Annotated in this window: 15 protein-coding genes and 1 pseudogene; 4 read left to right on the top strand and 12 right to left on the bottom strand. The window is 69.5% G+C overall.

The annotated features are described in order from the left end of the window. Nucleotides 1-8: 8 nt before the first annotated feature. Nucleotides 9-2327, bottom strand: a complete 2319-nt coding sequence (locus tag JOE46_RS20535) for an FHA domain-containing protein (RefSeq protein WP_097211813.1) — start codon at nucleotides 2325-2327, stop codon at nucleotides 9-11. 136 nt (nucleotides 2328-2463) lie between these two features. Further along, complete coding sequence (locus JOE46_RS20530) at nucleotides 2464-3639, bottom strand: NADH:flavin oxidoreductase (protein WP_097211716.1); 1176 nt, start codon at nucleotides 3637-3639, stop codon at nucleotides 2464-2466. 193 nt (nucleotides 3640-3832) lie between these two features. On the opposite strand from JOE46_RS20530, the gene JOE46_RS20525 reads away from it, so the two are divergent. Further along, entirely contained in the window at nucleotides 3833-4333 is a 501-nt protein-coding gene (locus tag JOE46_RS20525; protein ID WP_097211717.1) for a nuclear transport factor 2 family protein, read from the top strand. A 4-nt stretch (nucleotides 4334-4337) separates the two neighbouring features. Here the strand turns inward: JOE46_RS20525 and JOE46_RS20520 are convergent, their stop codons facing one another. From JOE46_RS20520 to JOE46_RS20510, 3 genes and pseudogenes are all read right to left on the bottom strand, one after another. After that, nucleotides 4338-5348: a LacI family DNA-binding transcriptional regulator gene (locus tag JOE46_RS20520; protein ID WP_097211718.1), complete on the bottom strand. Its 1011-nt coding sequence runs from the start codon at nucleotides 5346-5348 to the stop codon at nucleotides 4338-4340. A gap of 134 nt (nucleotides 5349-5482) precedes the next feature. Beyond that, a pseudogene (locus tag JOE46_RS20515) lies at nucleotides 5483-6022 on the bottom strand (LLM class flavin-dependent oxidoreductase); the annotation flags it as partial. Between the two features lie 84 nt (nucleotides 6023-6106). Beyond that, on the bottom strand, nucleotides 6107-7057 hold the full coding sequence (locus JOE46_RS20510; RefSeq protein WP_097211720.1) for a GlxA family transcriptional regulator: 951 nt from the start codon (nucleotides 7055-7057) through the stop codon (nucleotides 6107-6109). A 70-nt stretch (nucleotides 7058-7127) separates the two neighbouring features. Between JOE46_RS20510 and JOE46_RS20505 the strand changes: the two genes are divergently transcribed. After that, nucleotides 7128-7934, top strand: coding sequence for an MBL fold metallo-hydrolase (locus JOE46_RS20505; protein ID WP_097211721.1), 807 nt, complete (start codon nucleotides 7128-7130; stop codon nucleotides 7932-7934). A gap of 294 nt (nucleotides 7935-8228) precedes the next feature. On the opposite strand, the gene JOE46_RS20500 is transcribed toward JOE46_RS20505, so the two are convergent. Together JOE46_RS20500 and pip are read right to left on the bottom strand one after the other, a co-directional pair. After that, nucleotides 8229-8984 carry an alpha/beta hydrolase gene (locus JOE46_RS20500; RefSeq protein WP_209928263.1) on the bottom strand — a complete coding sequence of 252 codons (756 nt, stop codon included), beginning with the start codon at nucleotides 8982-8984 and terminating at the stop codon, nucleotides 8229-8231. 166 nt (nucleotides 8985-9150) lie between these two features. Then, nucleotides 9151-10116 carry a prolyl aminopeptidase gene (pip, locus tag JOE46_RS20495; protein WP_257017467.1) on the bottom strand — a complete coding sequence of 322 codons (966 nt, stop codon included), beginning with the start codon at nucleotides 10114-10116 and terminating at the stop codon, nucleotides 9151-9153. A gap of 67 nt (nucleotides 10117-10183) precedes the next feature. Here pip and JOE46_RS20490 point away from each other — a divergent pair, with 67 nt between their 5' ends. Continuing rightward, nucleotides 10184-10504: a DUF6191 domain-containing protein gene (locus JOE46_RS20490; RefSeq protein ID WP_097211724.1), complete on the top strand. Its 321-nt coding sequence runs from the start codon at nucleotides 10184-10186 to the stop codon at nucleotides 10502-10504. Nucleotides 10505-10535: 31 nt separating this feature from the next. Here JOE46_RS20490 and JOE46_RS20485 read toward each other — a convergent pair whose 3' ends face one another. The 5 genes from JOE46_RS20485 to JOE46_RS20465 form a co-directional block, all read right to left on the bottom strand. Continuing rightward, nucleotides 10536-10982, bottom strand: coding sequence for a MarR family winged helix-turn-helix transcriptional regulator (locus JOE46_RS20485; RefSeq protein ID WP_097211725.1), 447 nt, complete (start codon nucleotides 10980-10982; stop codon nucleotides 10536-10538). Then, nucleotides 10979-11605, bottom strand: coding sequence for a DJ-1/PfpI family protein (locus JOE46_RS20480; RefSeq protein ID WP_097211726.1), 627 nt, complete (start codon nucleotides 11603-11605; stop codon nucleotides 10979-10981). Before JOE46_RS20480 ends, JOE46_RS20485 begins: the two co-directional genes overlap by 4 nt. Before the next feature lie 59 nt (nucleotides 11606-11664). Continuing rightward, nucleotides 11665-12300 carry a pyridoxamine 5'-phosphate oxidase family protein gene (locus tag JOE46_RS20475; RefSeq protein ID WP_097211727.1) on the bottom strand — a complete coding sequence of 212 codons (636 nt, stop codon included), beginning with the start codon at nucleotides 12298-12300 and terminating at the stop codon, nucleotides 11665-11667. Between the two features lie 78 nt (nucleotides 12301-12378). After that, complete coding sequence (locus JOE46_RS20470) at nucleotides 12379-13416, bottom strand: alpha/beta fold hydrolase (RefSeq protein ID WP_245221126.1); 1038 nt, start codon at nucleotides 13414-13416, stop codon at nucleotides 12379-12381. A gap of 11 nt (nucleotides 13417-13427) precedes the next feature. Beyond that, nucleotides 13428-15113, bottom strand: coding sequence for an alpha/beta fold hydrolase (locus tag JOE46_RS20465; protein ID WP_245222165.1), 1686 nt, complete (start codon nucleotides 15111-15113; stop codon nucleotides 13428-13430). A 341-nt stretch (nucleotides 15114-15454) separates the two neighbouring features. On the opposite strand from JOE46_RS20465, the gene JOE46_RS20460 reads away from it, so the two are divergent. Next, on the top strand, nucleotides 15455-17017 hold the full coding sequence (locus JOE46_RS20460; RefSeq protein WP_245222164.1) for a hypothetical protein: 1563 nt from the start codon (nucleotides 15455-15457) through the stop codon (nucleotides 17015-17017). Nucleotides 17018-17021 lie beyond the last annotated feature (4 nt).

Genomic DNA, 17021 nt, shown 5'->3' with positions numbered 1-17021 from the left:
GTCGGCGGTCAGCTCCGGCGCGGACGGCGCAGCCGGAGCCGGCTGTAGGTGAAGACTGCGAGCACACAGCTGATGAGCACCAACATGGCGATGCTGAGCAGCCACCACGATGCGGTGTGCTGCCACAGCGTGTCCGGCTCGGTGCCGGTGGAATTCGTGACCAGGTCCACCGTCGAGGCCGCGGCCGCGAACCCCCAGCGGGACGGGAAGAGCCACGCGACCTGTTCGAGTACGGCGCGTCCGGTGATCGTGATCAATCCTCCGCACATCACCAGCTGCGCCATGATCGTGACCACCAGCATCGGCAGTACCTGCTCGTTCGAGCGCGCCACCGACGACAACGCCAATCCGACCAGCACACAGCAACAAGTGGTGGCGGCGATGTCCACGATCAGTTCGACCGAGCCCGAGGGGATCAAGCTGCCGCGACCAGGGAGACCCTTGCCCACGAAGACGATCAGCACCATGATCACCGACTGCACGATCGCGGCGGCGCAGAACACGACGATCTTCGCCGTCAGGTAGGCGGACGGCAGCAGCCCGGCGGCACGTTCGCGCTGATAGACCATGCGCTCACCGACCAGGTCGCGGATGGTCAGTGAACAGCCCATGAAGGCGGCGCCGAGAATCAGCACCACCAGGATCTGGGTGAGTTCACCGGATACGTCGGTACCCGACGGCCCGAACCCGGTGTCGCCCGGCACGAGCAAGGCCAGCCCGCCGAGCACGAAGGGCAGAAGCGACAGGAAGATCAGGTAGCCCCGGTCGGCGCGGATCAGCCGAACCTGGCGGCGGGCGACGGTGCTCAGCTGCTTGCGCCCCGACGTGTGTGCGGGGCGACCGAGAGGCCCCGGCGGGCTCGGTGGCGGCACCGCCTCGGGGCGGGTGGCGCGATATTCGGCGAACACCCCGTCCGGGTCGGATGCGACACGGGCGAAGATGTCGGCCCAGTCGGTACTGCCGAGCGCGGCCCCGACTCGGTCGGGCGGGCCCACATACGCGGTCTTGCCGCCCGGAGCGAGGAGGAGGACCTGGTCGCACATCTCGAGGTACGACAGCGAATGCGTGACGATGACGACGACGCGGCCCGAATCGGCGAGACGGCGCAACGTCGCCATGATCTGCCGGTCGAGCGCGGGGTCGAGACCCGAGGTCGGCTCGTCGAGGATGAGTAGGGATGGACCCGTCAGCAACTCCAGCGCGACGGATGCGCGTTTGCGCTGTCCGCCGGAGAGACGATCGACGCGGGTGTCGGCGTGCTCGGTCAGTTGCAGTTCGTCGAGTACCCCTGCGATCACCTCCTCACGGTCGGCCCGGCTCGTGTCCGGCGGCAGTCTCAGCTCCGCGGCGTAGCCGAGTGCCCTCCGGATGGTCAGCTGGCGATGGACGACGTCGTCCTGGGGGACCATGCCGATGCGGGAGCGCAGTACCGAATAGTCGGTGTGCACGCTGCGCCCTTCGAATTCGACGACGCCTTCCGTGGGGCTTCCCGAACCGGAGATGATCTTGGCGACCGTGGTCTTTCCCGCGCCGGAGGGCCCGATCACCGCGGTGAGGCTGCCGGGTCCCGCAGTGAAGGCGACCTCCTCGAGCAGTCGCCGCCCGCCTTCGATGACGAGTCCGACGCCGTCCACCCGCAGCCCGCCTGCGGTCGGGGCCACCACCTGCCGTGGAACGAGCCGGCCTTCCTGCACGCTGAAATCGGTGTTGCCGATCGTGACGACGTCGCCGTCGGTCAGCTGCGCGCGCGACACCCGGGCGCCGCCGACGAACGTTCCGTTGGCGCTCCCCAGGTCGTCGATCTCGAGGCCGGACGGCCCGTTGTGGACGATGGCGTGATGGCGCGAGGCCAGCACATCTCGGACGACGATGTCGCTGTCGGGCGACCGTCCCACCGTGAGGGATCCCGCCGGGACCGCCTCGTGCGGTGTCGGGGGCGGGCCGCTCGAGGCCCCTACCTCGATCGTCGACTCGTCAAATCGACCGCCCACGTCCAGTCGCGTCGCGTCGGGATCTTCGATCGAGATCCGCACGACGGGCCCCTCGACCGCGTCACCCAGCCGGACGAGGACGTGGCTCGTGACGGGGACCTTCTCTCGCCGCTCGCCGCCGACGTAGATACCGTTCTTGCTGCCGGCGTCGACGAGCTGCCATCCCTCGTCCCACCTGAGCCGTGCATGCTCGCGCGACACCAACGGATCGACAATCGTGATCTCCAATTGCGGATCCCTGCCGATGCGTACGGCTTTGCCTGCGCTGTAGCTTGCGCGGCCGTGATCGGTCTCGACCACGACCCGCTGGTGCTCGTTCCTCGCCCGGTCGTCCATCGCCACGGCCTCCGGTCAGCCTTATCGGGTGTAGAGCGTCGGCTCTTCCATGGTCGCACGTACGTCGACCCCCCTCCTCGGTGTCCGGGTGGGGCCGCTGGGGCCGCTGGGGCAACTGGGGCAACTGCGCTGCGAACTAGCCGGCGCGCTCGACCAGCACACACCGGGCGCCGGAGAAGATCGTCGGCATGCACTTGTTGCAGTGGATGCACAGCGACTTCGCACGGGCGTCCTCGGCGATGCGGTTGACCAGATCCGGCTCCCGCAGCAACGCCCGCGCCATCGCCACGAACTCGAAACCCTCGGCCATCGCGGTGTCCATGCCGGCCCTGTCGGTCACCCCGCCGAGCAGCACAAGCGGCAGCTTCACCGCGGCCCGGATCTGACGGGCCTGCTCGAGCATGAACAAATCCCGATACGGATACGCGTGAAACATCTGCTTGCCGATCAGCTGCACGCCGAGCCGCACCGGCTGCGGCATCGCCGCCGCGAACTCCCGCACCGGAGCATCGCCCTTGAACAGATACATCGGGTTGAGCAACGAACTGCCCATCGTCAGCTCCAACGCATCGACGCCACCGTCCGCCTCCAACCACTGCGCAACCTGGATCGCCTCGTCCACCCAGAACCCGCCCGGCACACCGTCATCCATGTTCAGCTTCGCCAAGATCGCGACCCTGTCACCGACCGCCGCCCGCACGGTGCGCGCAGTCTCGAGCACCACCCGCGCACGATTCTCCAACGAACCACCGTAGGAATCCTTGCGGTGATTGAGCTTCGGACTCAGAAACGAGCTCGCAAAATAGTTGTGACCGAAATGGATCTCCACCGCGTCGAACCCGCCGTCCACAGCCAGCTGAGCCGCCGTCCCGTGCGCCTCGGTGATCCGCGCGATGTCATCCTTCGACGCCGACCGGATCATCCGCATGCTCATCGGATTGAACGACCGGGACGGCGCCAACGCAGGCAAACCCGTCGACTTCTCGTTCGCCACCGGCCCGGCATGGCCCAGCTGCGCCGACGCCGCCGCCCCCTCGGCATGGATCGCGTCGGTCAACCGCCGCAGCCCCGGCAGGGCCTCCGGCCGCATCCACAACTGCCCGCGTTCCGTGCGCCCCTCCGGCGCCACCGCGCAGTACGCGACCGTGGACATGCCGACCCCGCCCGCGGCCGGACGACGATGAAACTCGATCAACTCATCGGTCACCAGAGCGTTCGGCGTCTTGCCCTCGAACGTCGCGGACTTGATGATCCGGTTACGCAGGGTGATCGGGCCCAGCTTGGCCGGGGCCAGGACATCGGGATGGGTCATGGGAGTCCTCCAATGTGTTCGGGGGGACCGCGGCGCAGACGACTGAGCCGGCTGTCGAGGTCAGGTGCGTGCACCAGATTGCGGCCGAACACCCGGACCCGATGTGACCCGTCTCACTCAGCGGGAAACCCCGTGGCACCGGAAGGCGGGCGCATAGAGTGTTACACGTGTCACCCGTTGGGCCAGGGGAAACATGACGAATCAACCAGGGAAGGGCGGCGCAGCTGTGCGAACTGATGGGCCAGATTCGACGTTCCGATCGACTCCGCCCGCCGACTTCGGGCAGCTGCTCGATCACCAGGCGGTGGTCGACAGCCTGCACCGGTTCCAGGCCCGACTCGACGCGAAGGACTGGCCAGGGCTCCGGTCGTCGATGACCGAGGACGCCCGCGCCTACTTCGTCGAGGGCGCCGACGCGGTTCTCGCCGTGGTCCGGGCCCACCTGGACGCATGCGGCCCGACGCAACACCTCATGGGCAACGTGCAGGTGCAGCTGGACGGGGACACCGCCCGGACTCGGTCGTACTTCCGCGCGTTCCACGTCGGCGCGGGCACGAACGAGGGCGCGGTCTACGAATGCCTCGGCGACTACGACGACTCGTGGACCCGGACCGACACCGGCTGGGCGTTGACGAGCCGGGTCATCGCCGTCCGCGCCGAAACCGGGGACCGGGCCGTCATCACCCCGCGGTGACCCGTCAGGCCGACTGCCGGACCACCACTCGCGGGGCGAAGAGATCGCCGAGCGGTTCGAAGGGGAGTCCGTCGACCAGACGGTGAATCGACTCCGCCAGGCCCGACGCGACAGCCGGCAGGTCGACGCAGGTCGTCGTCAGGTGCGGTCGCAGGATCGCGCCGAGCGGCAGGTTGTCGGACCCGACGACGGCGATGTCGTGCGGCACCTCCAGCCCCACCTCCCGCAGCGCCTGGATCAGCACCAACGCGAACTCGTCGTCGTACGCGTACACCGCGTCCGGGCGGCGTCCCGGATCGCGCCAGACCGAGAGGACGGGGAGCAGGCTGTCGATCGACAGGGCGCAGTCGACCCGTTCGACCGAGGCCCCTTCCTGCGCGGCCGCCGACGCGAACACCCGGAACCGGCGCTCCCCGAGCTCGGCGAGTTCGGCCCCCGGCACCAGGCACGCGAGTCGTCGATAGCCGCGTCGGACCGCGAGATACCTTGCCGCACAGTCGGCCAGCGAATCGAATTGGAACCGCGCGGTCGGCGCGTACGGGACCACCTCTGGTCCGGCGAGGAGCACGGCCCGCACCCCGGCCCTCCGCAGCAGCGCCGCCGCCTCGGCGTCGCAGCGCGAGGTGTCGGTGAAGACCGCTGCCGGGCGGAGCTGCGCCCACGCGCGGGCACCGGCCACGCCGCCCGAATTGCGGTCGCCGTGCAGGAGGAAGCGGAGCCCCCGCTCCGACAGACCCAGATCGAGCCCCTGCAGGATCGCGTCGACCGCGAACCCGAGCGGGATGTCGGGCATCGGCATCAGCACGATGTTGCTGCGACCGGCGCGCAGAGCGCTCGCCGTGAGGTTCGGCGTGTACCCGAGGGCGTCGACGCTCGCCAGCACGCGTCGCTTCGTCTGCTCGCTGATCGGGTGGTCGTCGCGACCGTTGAGCACATAGGACACGGTGGCCCTCGACACTCCGGAGTGACGCGCGACGTCTGCGCTGGTCGGCCGTCGTTCTCGCGCCCGGTCCACCGTCGTCCCCTTGACCTCCGACCGCCCGCCCCGGGTATCGGAGCGGGATACCCGGAACGCTACACGCGCGGCCGACCGTTGATGGCGGCGAAAGGCCGTCAACCGCCGAGCGCGCGCACCCGCTCGATGACCGGCGCGATCCGCAGGATCCGGTCGCCGGTGCCCCCGACGTTCAGCGGCGGTCCGAAGCCGCCGAATCCGACGCGCTGAGTGGGTCGGAGCACTGCGACCCCGAAGGCCTCCCGCAGTCCCGACTGCTGCTCGTAACCGGCGTCGGCGAACAGCAGGCGGAGCCGGTCGATCGTGGTGAGCAGCGACTCCGCCCTTGCGCCGAACGGTTCCCACGCGATGCCCGCCTCGTCGAACTCCCATTTCATGTGACCCGCGCCGAGGCCGACCTCCAGGCGGCCGCCGGTGAGGATGTCGGCGGTGACGATCTCGCGTGCCAGCAGCGCCGGATTCCAGAACGGGGCGTTGAGCACCAGCGTGCCGACGCGCAGCCGCTCGGTCGCCGCGGCCGCGGCGACCAGCACGGGGAAGGGTGCGGCGACGCCCAGGTGGTCCGCGGCGAACACCGTGTCGTAGCCGAGGCGCTCGGCGCGGCGACAACTGTCCACGAGGTCATTGCGCGAGCCGAGTCCGAAGATGTTGTACGAGAATCGGAATGCCCTCATGAGGGCCACGTTGCCACCGCGACGCGGATTCCGCCGCGGTTTCTGCCCGCGGCGGCCCTCCCCAAGGACGCGGGCGGCGCCCGGTCACCCGGTCGAGAACAGGTCCCGATGCGCCGACGGGCTGATTCCGAACGCGCGCCCGAAATGCAGCCGCAGCGACGCAGGCGACCCGAAGCCCGATTCGCCGGCCACCGCGTCGACGCCGAGCTCCGTCGTCTCCAGCAGCAGCCGGGCCCGATCCAGCCGCTGCACGAGCAGCCACTGCTGCGGGCTCGACCCGGTGCGCTCGCGAAACCGCCGGGTGAAGGTGCGCCTGGTCATCAGGACCACCCGCGACCAGTGATCGAGGTCGACGGGCTCGGACAGGTTCATCCGGGCCCACGCCATCGCCCGCTCGATCTCGTCCTCACCGTCCTGCTCGCGCACGGGGACCGGGATGAACTGCGCCTGGGTGCCGCTGCGGTGGGGAGCCAGCACCAGTCGACGGGCGAGCGCGGTCGCGGCGGAGACACCGTGGTCCGATCGGACCAGATGCAGGCAGCAGTCGAGCGCCGCGGCCGTACCGGCCGAGGTCACCACGTCGCCGAGATCCGACCACAGCACGTCCGATCTGACCGTCACCTGCGGATGCCGACGCGCCAGGTCCTCCGCGGCATGCCAGTGGGTCGCCGCCTCGCGCCCGTCGAGGATCCCGGAATCGGCGATCGGGAAGGCGCCCAGGCACAGTCCGACGATGCGCGCCCCGCGCCCGTGCGCCCGCCGGATCGCCTCGAGCAACGCATCCGACGGCCGGCGGGCCTGCACCCAGCTCGGGACCACCACCGTGTCCGCCTCGACCAGCGCGTCGAGGGAACTCCGCACCGCGACGTCGTAGCCGGCGTTGGTGGGCAGGATGCCCGGATCTTCGGCGCAGATGGTGACCCGGTAGCGCGGCGCCGTGCCGCGGTTCTCCGCGTGCCCGAAGACCAGCGACGGCACCGAGAGGTGGAACGGGCTGATGTCGGGAAAGGCAATCACCGCGACCGAACTGACCATGGCCCGATCTTAGCGAAACATGTCCTGAGGGCCACTGGTCCCGCCTGGGCGAACGGCCGATGCTTGGGGCATGACCTCGACAACAGCGAGCACGACATCGACCGGTTCCGCAGCGGCGCACGGCGTTCGGGCGGTCCTCGTGGGTGGCCCCACCCTGCACCTGAAGGTGGCCGGCCTGAGCATCCTCACCGATCCGACGTTCGACGAGCCGGGCAGCTACGAGGGCGGCGTCACCCTGACCAAGCTGACCGCGCCCGCGCTCCCCGCGGAGGCGCTCGGCCCCATCGACCTCGTGCTCCTGTCGCACGATCAGCACGCGGACAATCTCGACGACGCGGGCCGCCGACTGCTCGGCCGGGTCGAAACGGTGCTCTCCACGCCGGAGGCGGCCGGGCGACTGGCCGGGGTGACCGGACTCGCACCGTGGGACCACACGACGGTCACCGCCCCGGACGGCCGCGAACTCACCGTCACGGCGGTCCCGGCGCTGCACGGCCCCGCCGGATGCGAACCGATCACCGGCACGGTCACCGGGTTCGTGCTCAGCGCCAAGGGGATTCCCACGATTTACGTCTCGGGGGACAACGCGTCCGTCGAGCTGACCCGCGAGATCGGGGAACGGCTCGGCCCCGTCGACATCGCGGTCCTCTTCGCCGGGGCCGCGGATCCCGGCCGCTTCCCGGTGCCGGTCACCCTGACGTCGGCGGAGGCGGTCGAGGTGGCCCGGATCCTCAACCCGTCCGTCGTCATCCCCGTGCACACCGACGGCTGGGCGCATTTCACCGAGGGCGCGGACCGGTTCGCGGCGGCGTTCGAGTCCGCCGGACTCGACGCACGCCTGCACACGCCGGTGCCCGGCACGTACTTCGACATCTGAACTCGTGGGGCGCCGCGACCGCGGACACCCCCGAACACGGAAACGGTGGGTCGAATCCAGTGACTCGACCCACCGTTTCCGGAGTGGTCCTAGGTCTCGACGACCAAGTCGCTAGAACCGAGCGCACTGGCGATCTCGTTGAACAACGAGATGACGGGGTCGAACACCAGCATCGAGACTCCTTCTCACCGTTGGGATCTGCCGCCTCGACCGACTCGAGGGACGACCCATTTATACATAAGCGACCGAATCCCGGGGCCGGATTCCGAACAACACGACCCGATTCCCGTCACGTCAGGCCGGTGACGCACCGACCTGTCCGAGATGACGGGCGAAGAAGCGGGTCGCGCTGTCCATCTCGAATCTGGGCATGTCGACGTGCCCGCCGGCGTTGGCGTGCAACGACTTCTCCTTCGAGGCGAAGGCGTCGAACAGAGCGAGACCGGATTGACGTTCGACGTGCTCGTCGTCCCACTGGAGCAGGAACTCGATCGGGACGGTGATCTGTGCCGCAGCCTCGGTCAGCGATTCATGCCCGAGGCAACCGAAGACGGCCGCGGCGATCCTGGGCTCGGCCGCCGTCAACGGCACCCCGATCCCGGTGCCCTGCATGATGCCCCAGAAGCCGACCGGGACGTCGGCGCCGATCTCCGGCAACGCTAGGAGAGCGTCCAGCGTCGCCCGCCATTCCGGCACGGCGCGAGCTGCGAGGTCCTTGTGGATCTCCACGACGACCGGGCCGAGCGGCTCGCCCGCGGCCTGAGCCTGCCGCAGGACGGCGATGTGCTGCTCGTCCGCCGCGGTTCGGGGCCGCTCACCGTGCCCGGGCGCGTCGAGGGCGGCGACGTGGAAACCGCAGGCCCTCACGAACCGGTGCGCGCGGGCCAGGATTCCCGGAGCTCTCTTGTGCTGGCCGCCACCGTGCGCCATCAGCACCAGCGGCGCGGGCTCGGAGCCGGATGCCGGCGACCAGAGCAGGCCGGTGATGTCACCCAGAGTGAAATTGCGTTCGACGACACCGTTCGACGATGTCTCCGCAGTGAAATGCATAGGTCGTTGCCTTTCGGGATTGCCTTGTGGGGGCGCTCCCGGCGACGTCTATTTCAGTCGCCCGACCGTGAAGAACAGGGGGAGCACCCAGTGGATACAGCGTTCACGGGTCTCACCTCCTCGAATGTGTCACGGTCGTCTTTCGGCGACTCCCGGAGGCTATCAGCTAGGGATTCAGAACGCGGGCAAGCATTGCATCGACGCCTGCCGTGAACTCCGCGACGAAGCCACCGCCTCCGTGCCCCGCATCGTCGACGACCACGAGCCGACTCGCCGGCCACAGCCGGGCCATCCGCCACGCGGTGTCCAACGGACCGGACACGTCGTAGCGACCGTGGACGAGAACGGCCGGGATCGCTGCGATCCGGTTCATCGAGGCCATGACCTGCCCCTCCTCGAGAAAGCAGTCATTGCTCCAGTAGTGCGTGACCATACGTGCGAAGATGCTGCGGAACAACGGATCCGAGTACCGCTGGCTCGGTTGCCAGTCAGGCACCAGGGACACGTGCGCCTCCTCCCACTCGCACCATTTCCTGGCCGCCTCCTCACGAACCGCCGCATCCGGGTCGGACAGCAGCCGCGCGTAGGCCGCCGCGAGATCACCACCGCGCTCGGCCTCGGGGACCCCCTCGACGAATCGCTCCCACTCCTGTGGGAACACCCGCCCCATCGCGCGGGTGATCCAGTCGATCTCGACGCGGGTGCCGGCGGTCACCGCGCCGAGCACCATCGCCGGCACCCGGCCGGGGTGCTGCTGCGCGTAGGCCAGTGCCAGCGTCACACCCCACGACATCCCGCTCACGATCCACCGGTCGATACCCAGATGCTCGCGCAGCCGCTCGATGTCCGCCACCAGGTGAGCGGTGGTGTTCGAGGAGAGGTCCGCGTCGGGTCCGTCCGCGAGCGGGCGACTGCGGCCGCAGCCGCGCTGATCGAACAGCACCGCCCGGCTCCGCGCCGGGTCGAAATACCGTCGGGCACCGGCGGTAGCGCCGGAGCCAGGACCGCCGTGCAGGAACAGCACCGGCACCCCGTCAGGGTCGCCGACGCTCTCCCAGTAGAGGACATGCCCGTCGGACACATCGAGCAGGCCCGTCTCGTACGGCTCGATCGGCGGGTATCGCGTGGTCACCGAAACAGCATGCCGAACCGCCGACGTCCGATCCACATCCTCGAGATCGCGCCTACACTCGGACCGCATGGGGATGCTGTTCGCGATGACGATTCCGGGGCTGGTGTGCCTGCTCGTCCTGGCCGCGTTCGCCGAGACCCTGTTCAATCGCCTCACCGGCGGCCGTTTCCTGCCGTGGACCCGCCGCGGTGGGCGCGGCACCGTGTCGGCCACCGGCTTCGAGCAGGTCACGGCGATGTTCCAGGGCTCGAAGCATCACGAGTTCGAGCAGCGCCAGGTGTCCCTGATGCATCGCGAGGACGACGCGGACGGGGCACCGCCGCTGGTGCGCGTGGATATCGCATCGAACCGGGCTGTGCTGCGCAACGCGGGTGACGTCCCGCGCTGACGGATTCGGGACCGGGCCCCCTCTCGGCGGGTCAGTCCGCCAGCACGTCGAGGGCCGCCGACAGCTGTTCCAGCGCCTCCAGCGCACGGCCGAGTTCCTCGACCCCCAGCTGATTCGCGAGCCGGTCGGCGAAGGCCCGCTGGTCGGGCGTGATGCGCCGCATCGCCGCCCGACCCTGGGCGGTCAGACGCAGCAGCTTCGCCCGGCGGTGGGCGGGATTCGGCAGGTACTCCGCGAATCCCTTGTCCACCATCAGGTCCGCTATCCGCTGCACGCTCTGCCGGGTGATGCCCATAGCCCGCGCGATGCCCACGACCGGCAGTGGTTCGTCGACGATCGCGCCGAGCACCTGCCACCACGCGGCGGTGAGACCGGTCGGCCGGGCCAGTTGCTCCGCCACCGCCAGGAACTGGCCGTTGAGCCGGAACGCGGTCAGGGCGGCGCCGGCGAGCAGCTCCGACGGCTTCGGCTCGGTCATTGCGCGGTCGCCGCCTGCAGCACCTCGAACGCGCTCGCGTCCGAGTGCGCGTACAGCCGATACCAGGCGTCGAGCACCTCCGGGGTGTAGACATCGAGGCGCCCCAGGATCTCGCGGGCGAACTCGACGGGGTTCGTCGCGCCCGCGGTGATCAGGTTCCGATCGGTCACCGCGGGCTCGTCCCGGTACCGGCCGCCGCCCGCGTAGCCGGTCATGGCCAGGAAGTACGCGACGTTGCTGGTGTGGTCACGGTCGTCGAGCAGGCCCTCGCCCGCGAGCCCGTAGGTCGCGCCGCAGATCGCCGCGACCGGCACGCCCGCGTCGAGAAACGCGCGCGCCTTTGCCGCGAACGGCGCCAGGGTGTCGCCCCCGATCCAGGTATCGGCCCCGGGCAGGATCAGCATCGCGCTGTCCCCGGGGTCGAGATCGGCCAGGAGGAGGTCCGGGATCATGCGCACGCCGCCGCTGCTGGTCACCGGGTCCAGGGTCAGCCCGACGGTGGACACCGAGTAGCGACCCGGTTCGCGCTGCCACTGACGTTGGTTGATGTGCGCGATGGCGTGACCGGTCTCCCAGTCCGCGAGGGTGTCGTAGATGGCCAGGTGCACCACTTGGTTCCTCATGACAGCATTCTGTCATATAGACAGCATGCTGTCACTAGGGGTTTGGCCGATGGAGGTCGTCACACCCTCACCGCGGTGACCAGTCGGCGCACGGATTCCGGTTCCGGGACGCCCTCCCGCACCCACGGTGCGGGTTCCGGCTCACCGGCCACGGTCCGCAGCGGGACCACGCCCGCCCAGTCGCCGGAGGCAGCCGACGGCGCGGGCGGTGGCGCGTCGCGCACCTTGACCGTCCAGCAGCCCGGCTCGATCGGCAGGGCGATCGCCAGGGTCGCCGCGAGCTCCTTCTTCGTGTGGGTGCGCACCTCCGAGCTCCGGCCGGGGATCAGCGCATCGGACAACAAGTCGAGGGCATCCACCGCACCGTCCCCGCTGAACGCGGTCAGGCGGCCCCGCACGACGGCCGACCGATAGTTGGCCGTGGAGTCGAACAGGGTGTCCGCCACCACGATCCCGTCGAGCATCGTCACCGAGAACGCCACTGGCGCGCCGGCCGCGACGTGCCGCAGGGCGCCGGCACCCGTCGACCCGTGCAGCACGATGCGGTCACCGCCGCGGGCGTAGAGCATGGGCACCACCCACGGCAGTCCGTCCACCACGGTCGAGAGGGTGCCCACCGCAGCGGCGTCCAGCACCGCGTCGAGATCGGATCGGTCACTTCTGGCGAGGTCGGCGTATCTCCTGATCTGCTCCATGCACCGAATCGTGCCCACTTTCCGGAATCGCCGACAGGCCCAGAATCACTCAAATCAACAAGACCACAATTCGCCGGCTCAGGGCGCCTTGACGTGGTCGTCGAGGAAACGCTCCGTCAGCGCGGCGATCGTCGCCGCCTGAACGTGGAACAGATAGTGATGGCCGTCGAGGATCGCGACCTGCTGGATCGACGGATTGCTGATCGCCGCGCGGTGTGAGGGCCCCCACTCCGGTTCCGCCTCGAGCGAGGAGGCAGCCAAAATCGACAGGACCGGCAACGTCGGCGGGAACACGGCCCCCTCGACCGCTCGCACGTTCTCCGGCTCGCGGGCGACCTCGTCCAGCATCGTCGGGTTCAACACCCAGGAGTACGCCCCCAGGTACCGGTCCTGCTGGTCCGGGGTGTACTCGGCGGCATCGCCGAGACTCTGCCGATAGTCGGCCACCAGGCCCAGGTAATCGGTGCGCTTGTCCAGGGCGATCAGGTCGCGGATGCCGCCGACAGAGGTGACTTTGGACATCCAGCCCGGCCAGTCCGGGTCGCCCTTGGCGCCGTCCGAGGTGTAGCGCTCGTCGTCCAAGCCCACAACGGCGGCAACCTCGTCCGGCCGGTGCGTGGCCCACCACGTCGCATACAGACCCGAGATCGAATGGGGCATCAGGACATAAGGACCGTTCAGCCCCAGACCGCGCAGCGCGGCCCGCGTCTCGGTCACGATCGCCTCACTGGTGCGGGGGGCGTCGGTGCCGTCACTGAGGCCCAGCCCGAAGTACTCGACGGTGACGACCGTGTTCTTCTCCGCCAGGCGACGAGCCAGCGGGGCGAAGCCGAGGATGGGTTCCGGCGTGCCCAGTCCGGGCATCATGACGATGGTGCGCGGTCCCGATCCCTGGACCGCGACGCTCATCCGGCGCCCGTCCACCTCGACATAGCGGTGATCGGCACCAATCGCTTCCTCGATGGCCGCCTTGTCGCGCGGTGTCTGCCACCGATGGAAGCCGGCCGAGACCGCAACGGCGAGGACGGCCACAGCGACGACGCCGGCGATCACCCGCCCGACAACACGGAGGACGCGGCGCGGCCGCGATCGCTTCGACGTCTCGCTGTCCACCATGGCCTCCAGGCTCAATTGGTTTTGCAGGTCTGGTCTTTCGGCGGCAGTTCACCGGCCGTCAGGTAGCGGACGGCGATGTCCGTGGCGCACGAGCTGGTTCCCGGAACGCCGCCGGGGAGCCCGAACGGAGTCCGCTGGGGCAGGACGAGGTGGGCGGCTTTGCCCTCCACCGTGACCAGTCGCGAACCGGCGACCAGGTCGCGGAGGGCGCGCGCGCCGCCGGCCGGTGTGACGGCGTCACGCTCGTTGGTGATCAGCAGCATGCCCGGCACCTCGCCCCACTCCGACTGCGAATCCGCCCGCCCAGGAAACGGCCACTGCGCGCACACGGCGGAGAACCCCATCCCGAGGTACGTCAGCGGCGCCTGCTCGGCCGCCCACTGCTGCTCCGCGAGGACGGCATTGGTGTCGTGGCTCCATTCCGCGGCATTGCAGTTGTAGGCCGTCCACCAGCCCTGCCGCGGGGCGCCGGAGAGAACGGCACCCAGCTCGCGGTCGATCAGCGGCGAGAGCTGGAACTGGGAGACCATCGCGACGACCGCCTGGACCGACGCGGGTGACGAACCCCCTTGCACCGCCGCGCGAATCGTCAGAAGTTTCGACAGCACGGCCTCGTTGGCGGCGTTCCCGACACCGAACAGGATGGGGTTCAGGTCGTTCGCGGTGAACGCCTGGCCCCCGGGAAGCCGGATGGGCCGGACGGCGAGGTCGGCGCGGAGCTTCGTGATCGACGCCAGTACCCGATCCGCGTTGTCGCCGAGGACGGTTCCGCGGGTCGCGGCCCAGGGCGCGAACTCGGTCTCGACGGCCTGCTGCCGGGCCCGATACCGTTCTTGCAGAACCGCGTTCGGGCTCCTGAGCGGATCGACGACGGAATCGAGCACCCATCGGTCGACGTGGCCGGGGAAGGTCCGCGCCAGCTCTCGCCCGAGCGCGGTCCCCTGCGACACCCCGAGGTAGCTCCACTTGTCCGCGCGCAGGAGCTGCCGCACCAGGTCGAGGTCACGCACCGTCTGCCAGTAGGTGACGTAAGGTGCCGTCGACGCGCCATCCGGGGTCGTGGCCGCCCCGGCGAGGCATCGCTCGGTCCACCGCCGGGCGTCGTCCAGCTGACGGGCCACGGAGGGCGCCGAGAAGTCGAGGATGTCGTAGCCCTCCCGCGGCCCGGTCCCGAGGAGGCCCGGATCCCCGGAAACGGCCGGATCGCAGGACTGCGCCGTCGACGACGTGGATGTTCCCCGCGCGTCGAAACCGACGAGGTCGAACGATTCCCGGAGCTTCGGCATTCCGCCGGAGAAGCTGTGCGGATCGAGGAGGGTACCGGCGCCCGAACCGCCGGTGCTGGTCAGCAGCGGTGTGGTCGCACTGCCTGTACCGGGAAGCCTCGAGATCCAGAAGGTCGCCTCGCGCCCGTCGGCGGGATGCGCCCAGTCGAGCGGGGTGCGGATGCGTGCGCAGTCGAGACCGGGCAGTACGGCCGATCGGGCCGCCGCGTAGCCGCCGCCGGCCAGCGCGTGGTCGAGGAGGTCCGACGGACACGGACGCCAGCGGAGCTCCTGTTCGGCAAACCCAGGAGGGACACCCACCTCCGAGACCGGCGCCGCGGTGGCAGTGACGCTCCCGGCGAACCCGATGAGCACCGCGGACCCCGCCGCGACGACGACACGCGATCGCCGGGCCCGTCCCCCAAGGACCATGCGCACTGCAACCCCTCCCCTTGTAGCGAAGTCGGCCGCGTCGGCCCACTTCGCTTCCGCCGCGACCATTTCCCCCTGTCCGCGCCTCTTCCCATTGGAACATGCCACAGTCACCTCGTCGGCTTGGGGATGTGGAGCAGGGATCATCACCGAGGATTGGGCCGGAGGTCTGGTCGAGCGAGGCCGTCGACCTGGGACATGTAACAAACCATCAATGGCAGTTGATGTTTCATGTCGTGAGCATTCCTACCTATCTCGACGATGCCCCCCGATCGCGAGTTCGCACCGCCGTCGTGTGCTCGATTGCGGTTGTGGCGCTGACCGCGTCGGTGCCTGCCGCGATGGCCGCGCCCGCATCGAGCGCACCCGCCGACTGCGTCCCGTTCGGCACCGCGCAGGTACCGCCCGGCCTGCCATCATTCGGAGCCAGGGACGGGTTGGCGGGGCTGCCGGAGTTCGCGGGGTCGGGCGCGCCGGCGAGCGTCGAACTGCGCACCCAGACAACTCAGTTCAACAAGTTCTGGGACTACGCGCTGGCCGGAAACGCGTTGCTGACCCGGCCCCGGTCGTGGAACGGCGCCAATCCCGAGCCGTGGCGATACGCGCCGCTGCCGACGTGCCTGCGCGATCGCCTGGTCGGGATCTCGGTGGACGACGACGAGCTGATCGCGGTCGACGAGGACGGGTGGATCTACACCATGGACAACGCCTCGCAGGCGCCGGTTTTCTGGAACTGGACCTCCTCGTTCGGGGCACCGCTGTGGCTGGGCAAGGGCAAGCGGCTTCCCGGCGGGGATCCCGGCGCCTGGGCGCTGAGCGTCGGATCGCCCTGGGACAACCAGACCTACACGGACGTCGCCGGCCGGATCCACTACTTCGGGCTCGCGAAGATGACGATGGTGCCCACGCTGACCGGGGACGGCAGCCGCATCACGTACGCCGACCCGTGGTTGCCCGACGACGACAGCTACGAGATCGGCGGCCCCGTCGGCGGGCGCTTCCAATCGATCGCGCTGTCTTCCTCGGCTTCAACCACTTTCGTGATGAACAAGTACGGCGACATGTACACCCGCAACTACGACATCGACGGTACCGGCGGAGACTCGGTGTTCTTCCGATACAGCTGGGATGACGAGAGCGGCAAACCCACCGCCCCGAACTCGGCGTTCGAGTCGTGGTTCCACCACTTCGCGGCGATCCAGCTACCCGCACAGGACTGGGTGCACCAGCCCAAGATCCCCGGCGAGATCACCTCGGCCATCAGCGTGCACTCCACCGGCGTGGGTCCGGACCGTCGTGAGCTGCGAGTCGCCGGACGCCAGGACGGCAGGTCCGGGTTCTGGCACAAAGACCTGAACGACCCGGCCTGGTCGTTCGCGGCCACCGGTGCGCCCCTGCCCGGAATCCCGTTGAAGAACCCGCCGGCGGAACGGTCGTCGGACACCCTGGCCCCGCCCGCGCCGTGGAATCTGTCGGCGCAGCTACCCGCGCGCGACACCCTGATCGACGCCGAGCTGCTCGTCGAGGCGCAGGTTCCGTACTCGATCCTCGATCCGCGCCTGCTCGACGAGGCCGGCTTGCACGCCGGTCCGTCGGCCTACCGGCTGTCCGTCGAGCATTTCGATCCGGCCGCGACCACCCGGCCCGCCAAGGTCACCGCCCCCGACGGGAAGACGATCCCGGTGCTTCTACACACCGCGGACGGCCTGCGCTTGGGGCCGCGCGGTACCGGCCTCGACGATCAGCCGAGGCATCTGGTCGGCGCGATCGAGGTACCCCGCGCCGCCTACGACGCGCGTGGCGCAGACCCGACCCTCGACGCGTTCGTGCGGGACTGGTCGCGGGGCAAGCGCGTGGCGCCCATCACCCTCAGCGCCACCGATCACGACCTGGTCGTGCGGTAGCCAC

The organism is Rhodococcus sp. PvR099 (genome assembly GCF_017833315.1).
GTDB lineage: Bacteria > Actinomycetota > Actinomycetes > Mycobacteriales > Mycobacteriaceae > Rhodococcus_G > Rhodococcus_G oryzae.
This window is presented reverse-complemented; position numbering and strand designations above follow the sequence as displayed.

What these genes read in the sequence shown, in the direction of transcription:
- JOE46_RS20485 (WP_097211725.1), bottom strand. Translation starts at nt 10,982, where the DNA reads ATGACCGAGCCGAAGCCGTCGGAGCTGCTCGCCGGCGCCGCCCTGACC.
- JOE46_RS20500 (WP_209928263.1), bottom strand. Translation starts at nt 8,984, where the DNA reads ATGCATTTCACTGCGGAGACATCGTCGAACGGTGTCGTCGAACGCAAT.
- JOE46_RS20460 (WP_245222164.1), top strand. Translation starts at nt 15,455, where the DNA reads ATGGCCGCGCCCGCATCGAGCGCACCCGCCGACTGCGTCCCGTTCGGC.
- JOE46_RS20510 (WP_097211720.1), bottom strand. Translation starts at nt 7,057, where the DNA reads ATGGTCAGTTCGGTCGCGGTGATTGCCTTTCCCGACATCAGCCCGTTC.
- JOE46_RS20465 (WP_245222165.1), bottom strand. Translation starts at nt 15,113, where the DNA reads ATGGTCCTTGGGGGACGGGCCCGGCGATCGCGTGTCGTCGTCGCGGCG.
- JOE46_RS20505 (WP_097211721.1), top strand. Translation starts at nt 7,128, where the DNA reads ATGACCTCGACAACAGCGAGCACGACATCGACCGGTTCCGCAGCGGCG.
- JOE46_RS20525 (WP_097211717.1), top strand. Translation starts at nt 3,833, where the DNA reads ATGACGAATCAACCAGGGAAGGGCGGCGCAGCTGTGCGAACTGATGGG.
- JOE46_RS20480 (WP_097211726.1), bottom strand. Translation starts at nt 11,605, where the DNA reads ATGAGGAACCAAGTGGTGCACCTGGCCATCTACGACACCCTCGCGGAC.
- JOE46_RS20535 (WP_097211813.1), bottom strand. Translation starts at nt 2,327, where the DNA reads ATGGACGACCGGGCGAGGAACGAGCACCAGCGGGTCGTGGTCGAGACC.
- JOE46_RS20490 (WP_097211724.1), top strand. Translation starts at nt 10,184, where the DNA reads ATGGGGATGCTGTTCGCGATGACGATTCCGGGGCTGGTGTGCCTGCTC.
- JOE46_RS20530 (WP_097211716.1), bottom strand. Translation starts at nt 3,639, where the DNA reads ATGACCCATCCCGATGTCCTGGCCCCGGCCAAGCTGGGCCCGATCACC.
- JOE46_RS20475 (WP_097211727.1), bottom strand. Translation starts at nt 12,300, where the DNA reads ATGGAGCAGATCAGGAGATACGCCGACCTCGCCAGAAGTGACCGATCC.
- JOE46_RS20470 (WP_245221126.1), bottom strand. Translation starts at nt 13,416, where the DNA reads ATGGTGGACAGCGAGACGTCGAAGCGATCGCGGCCGCGCCGCGTCCTC.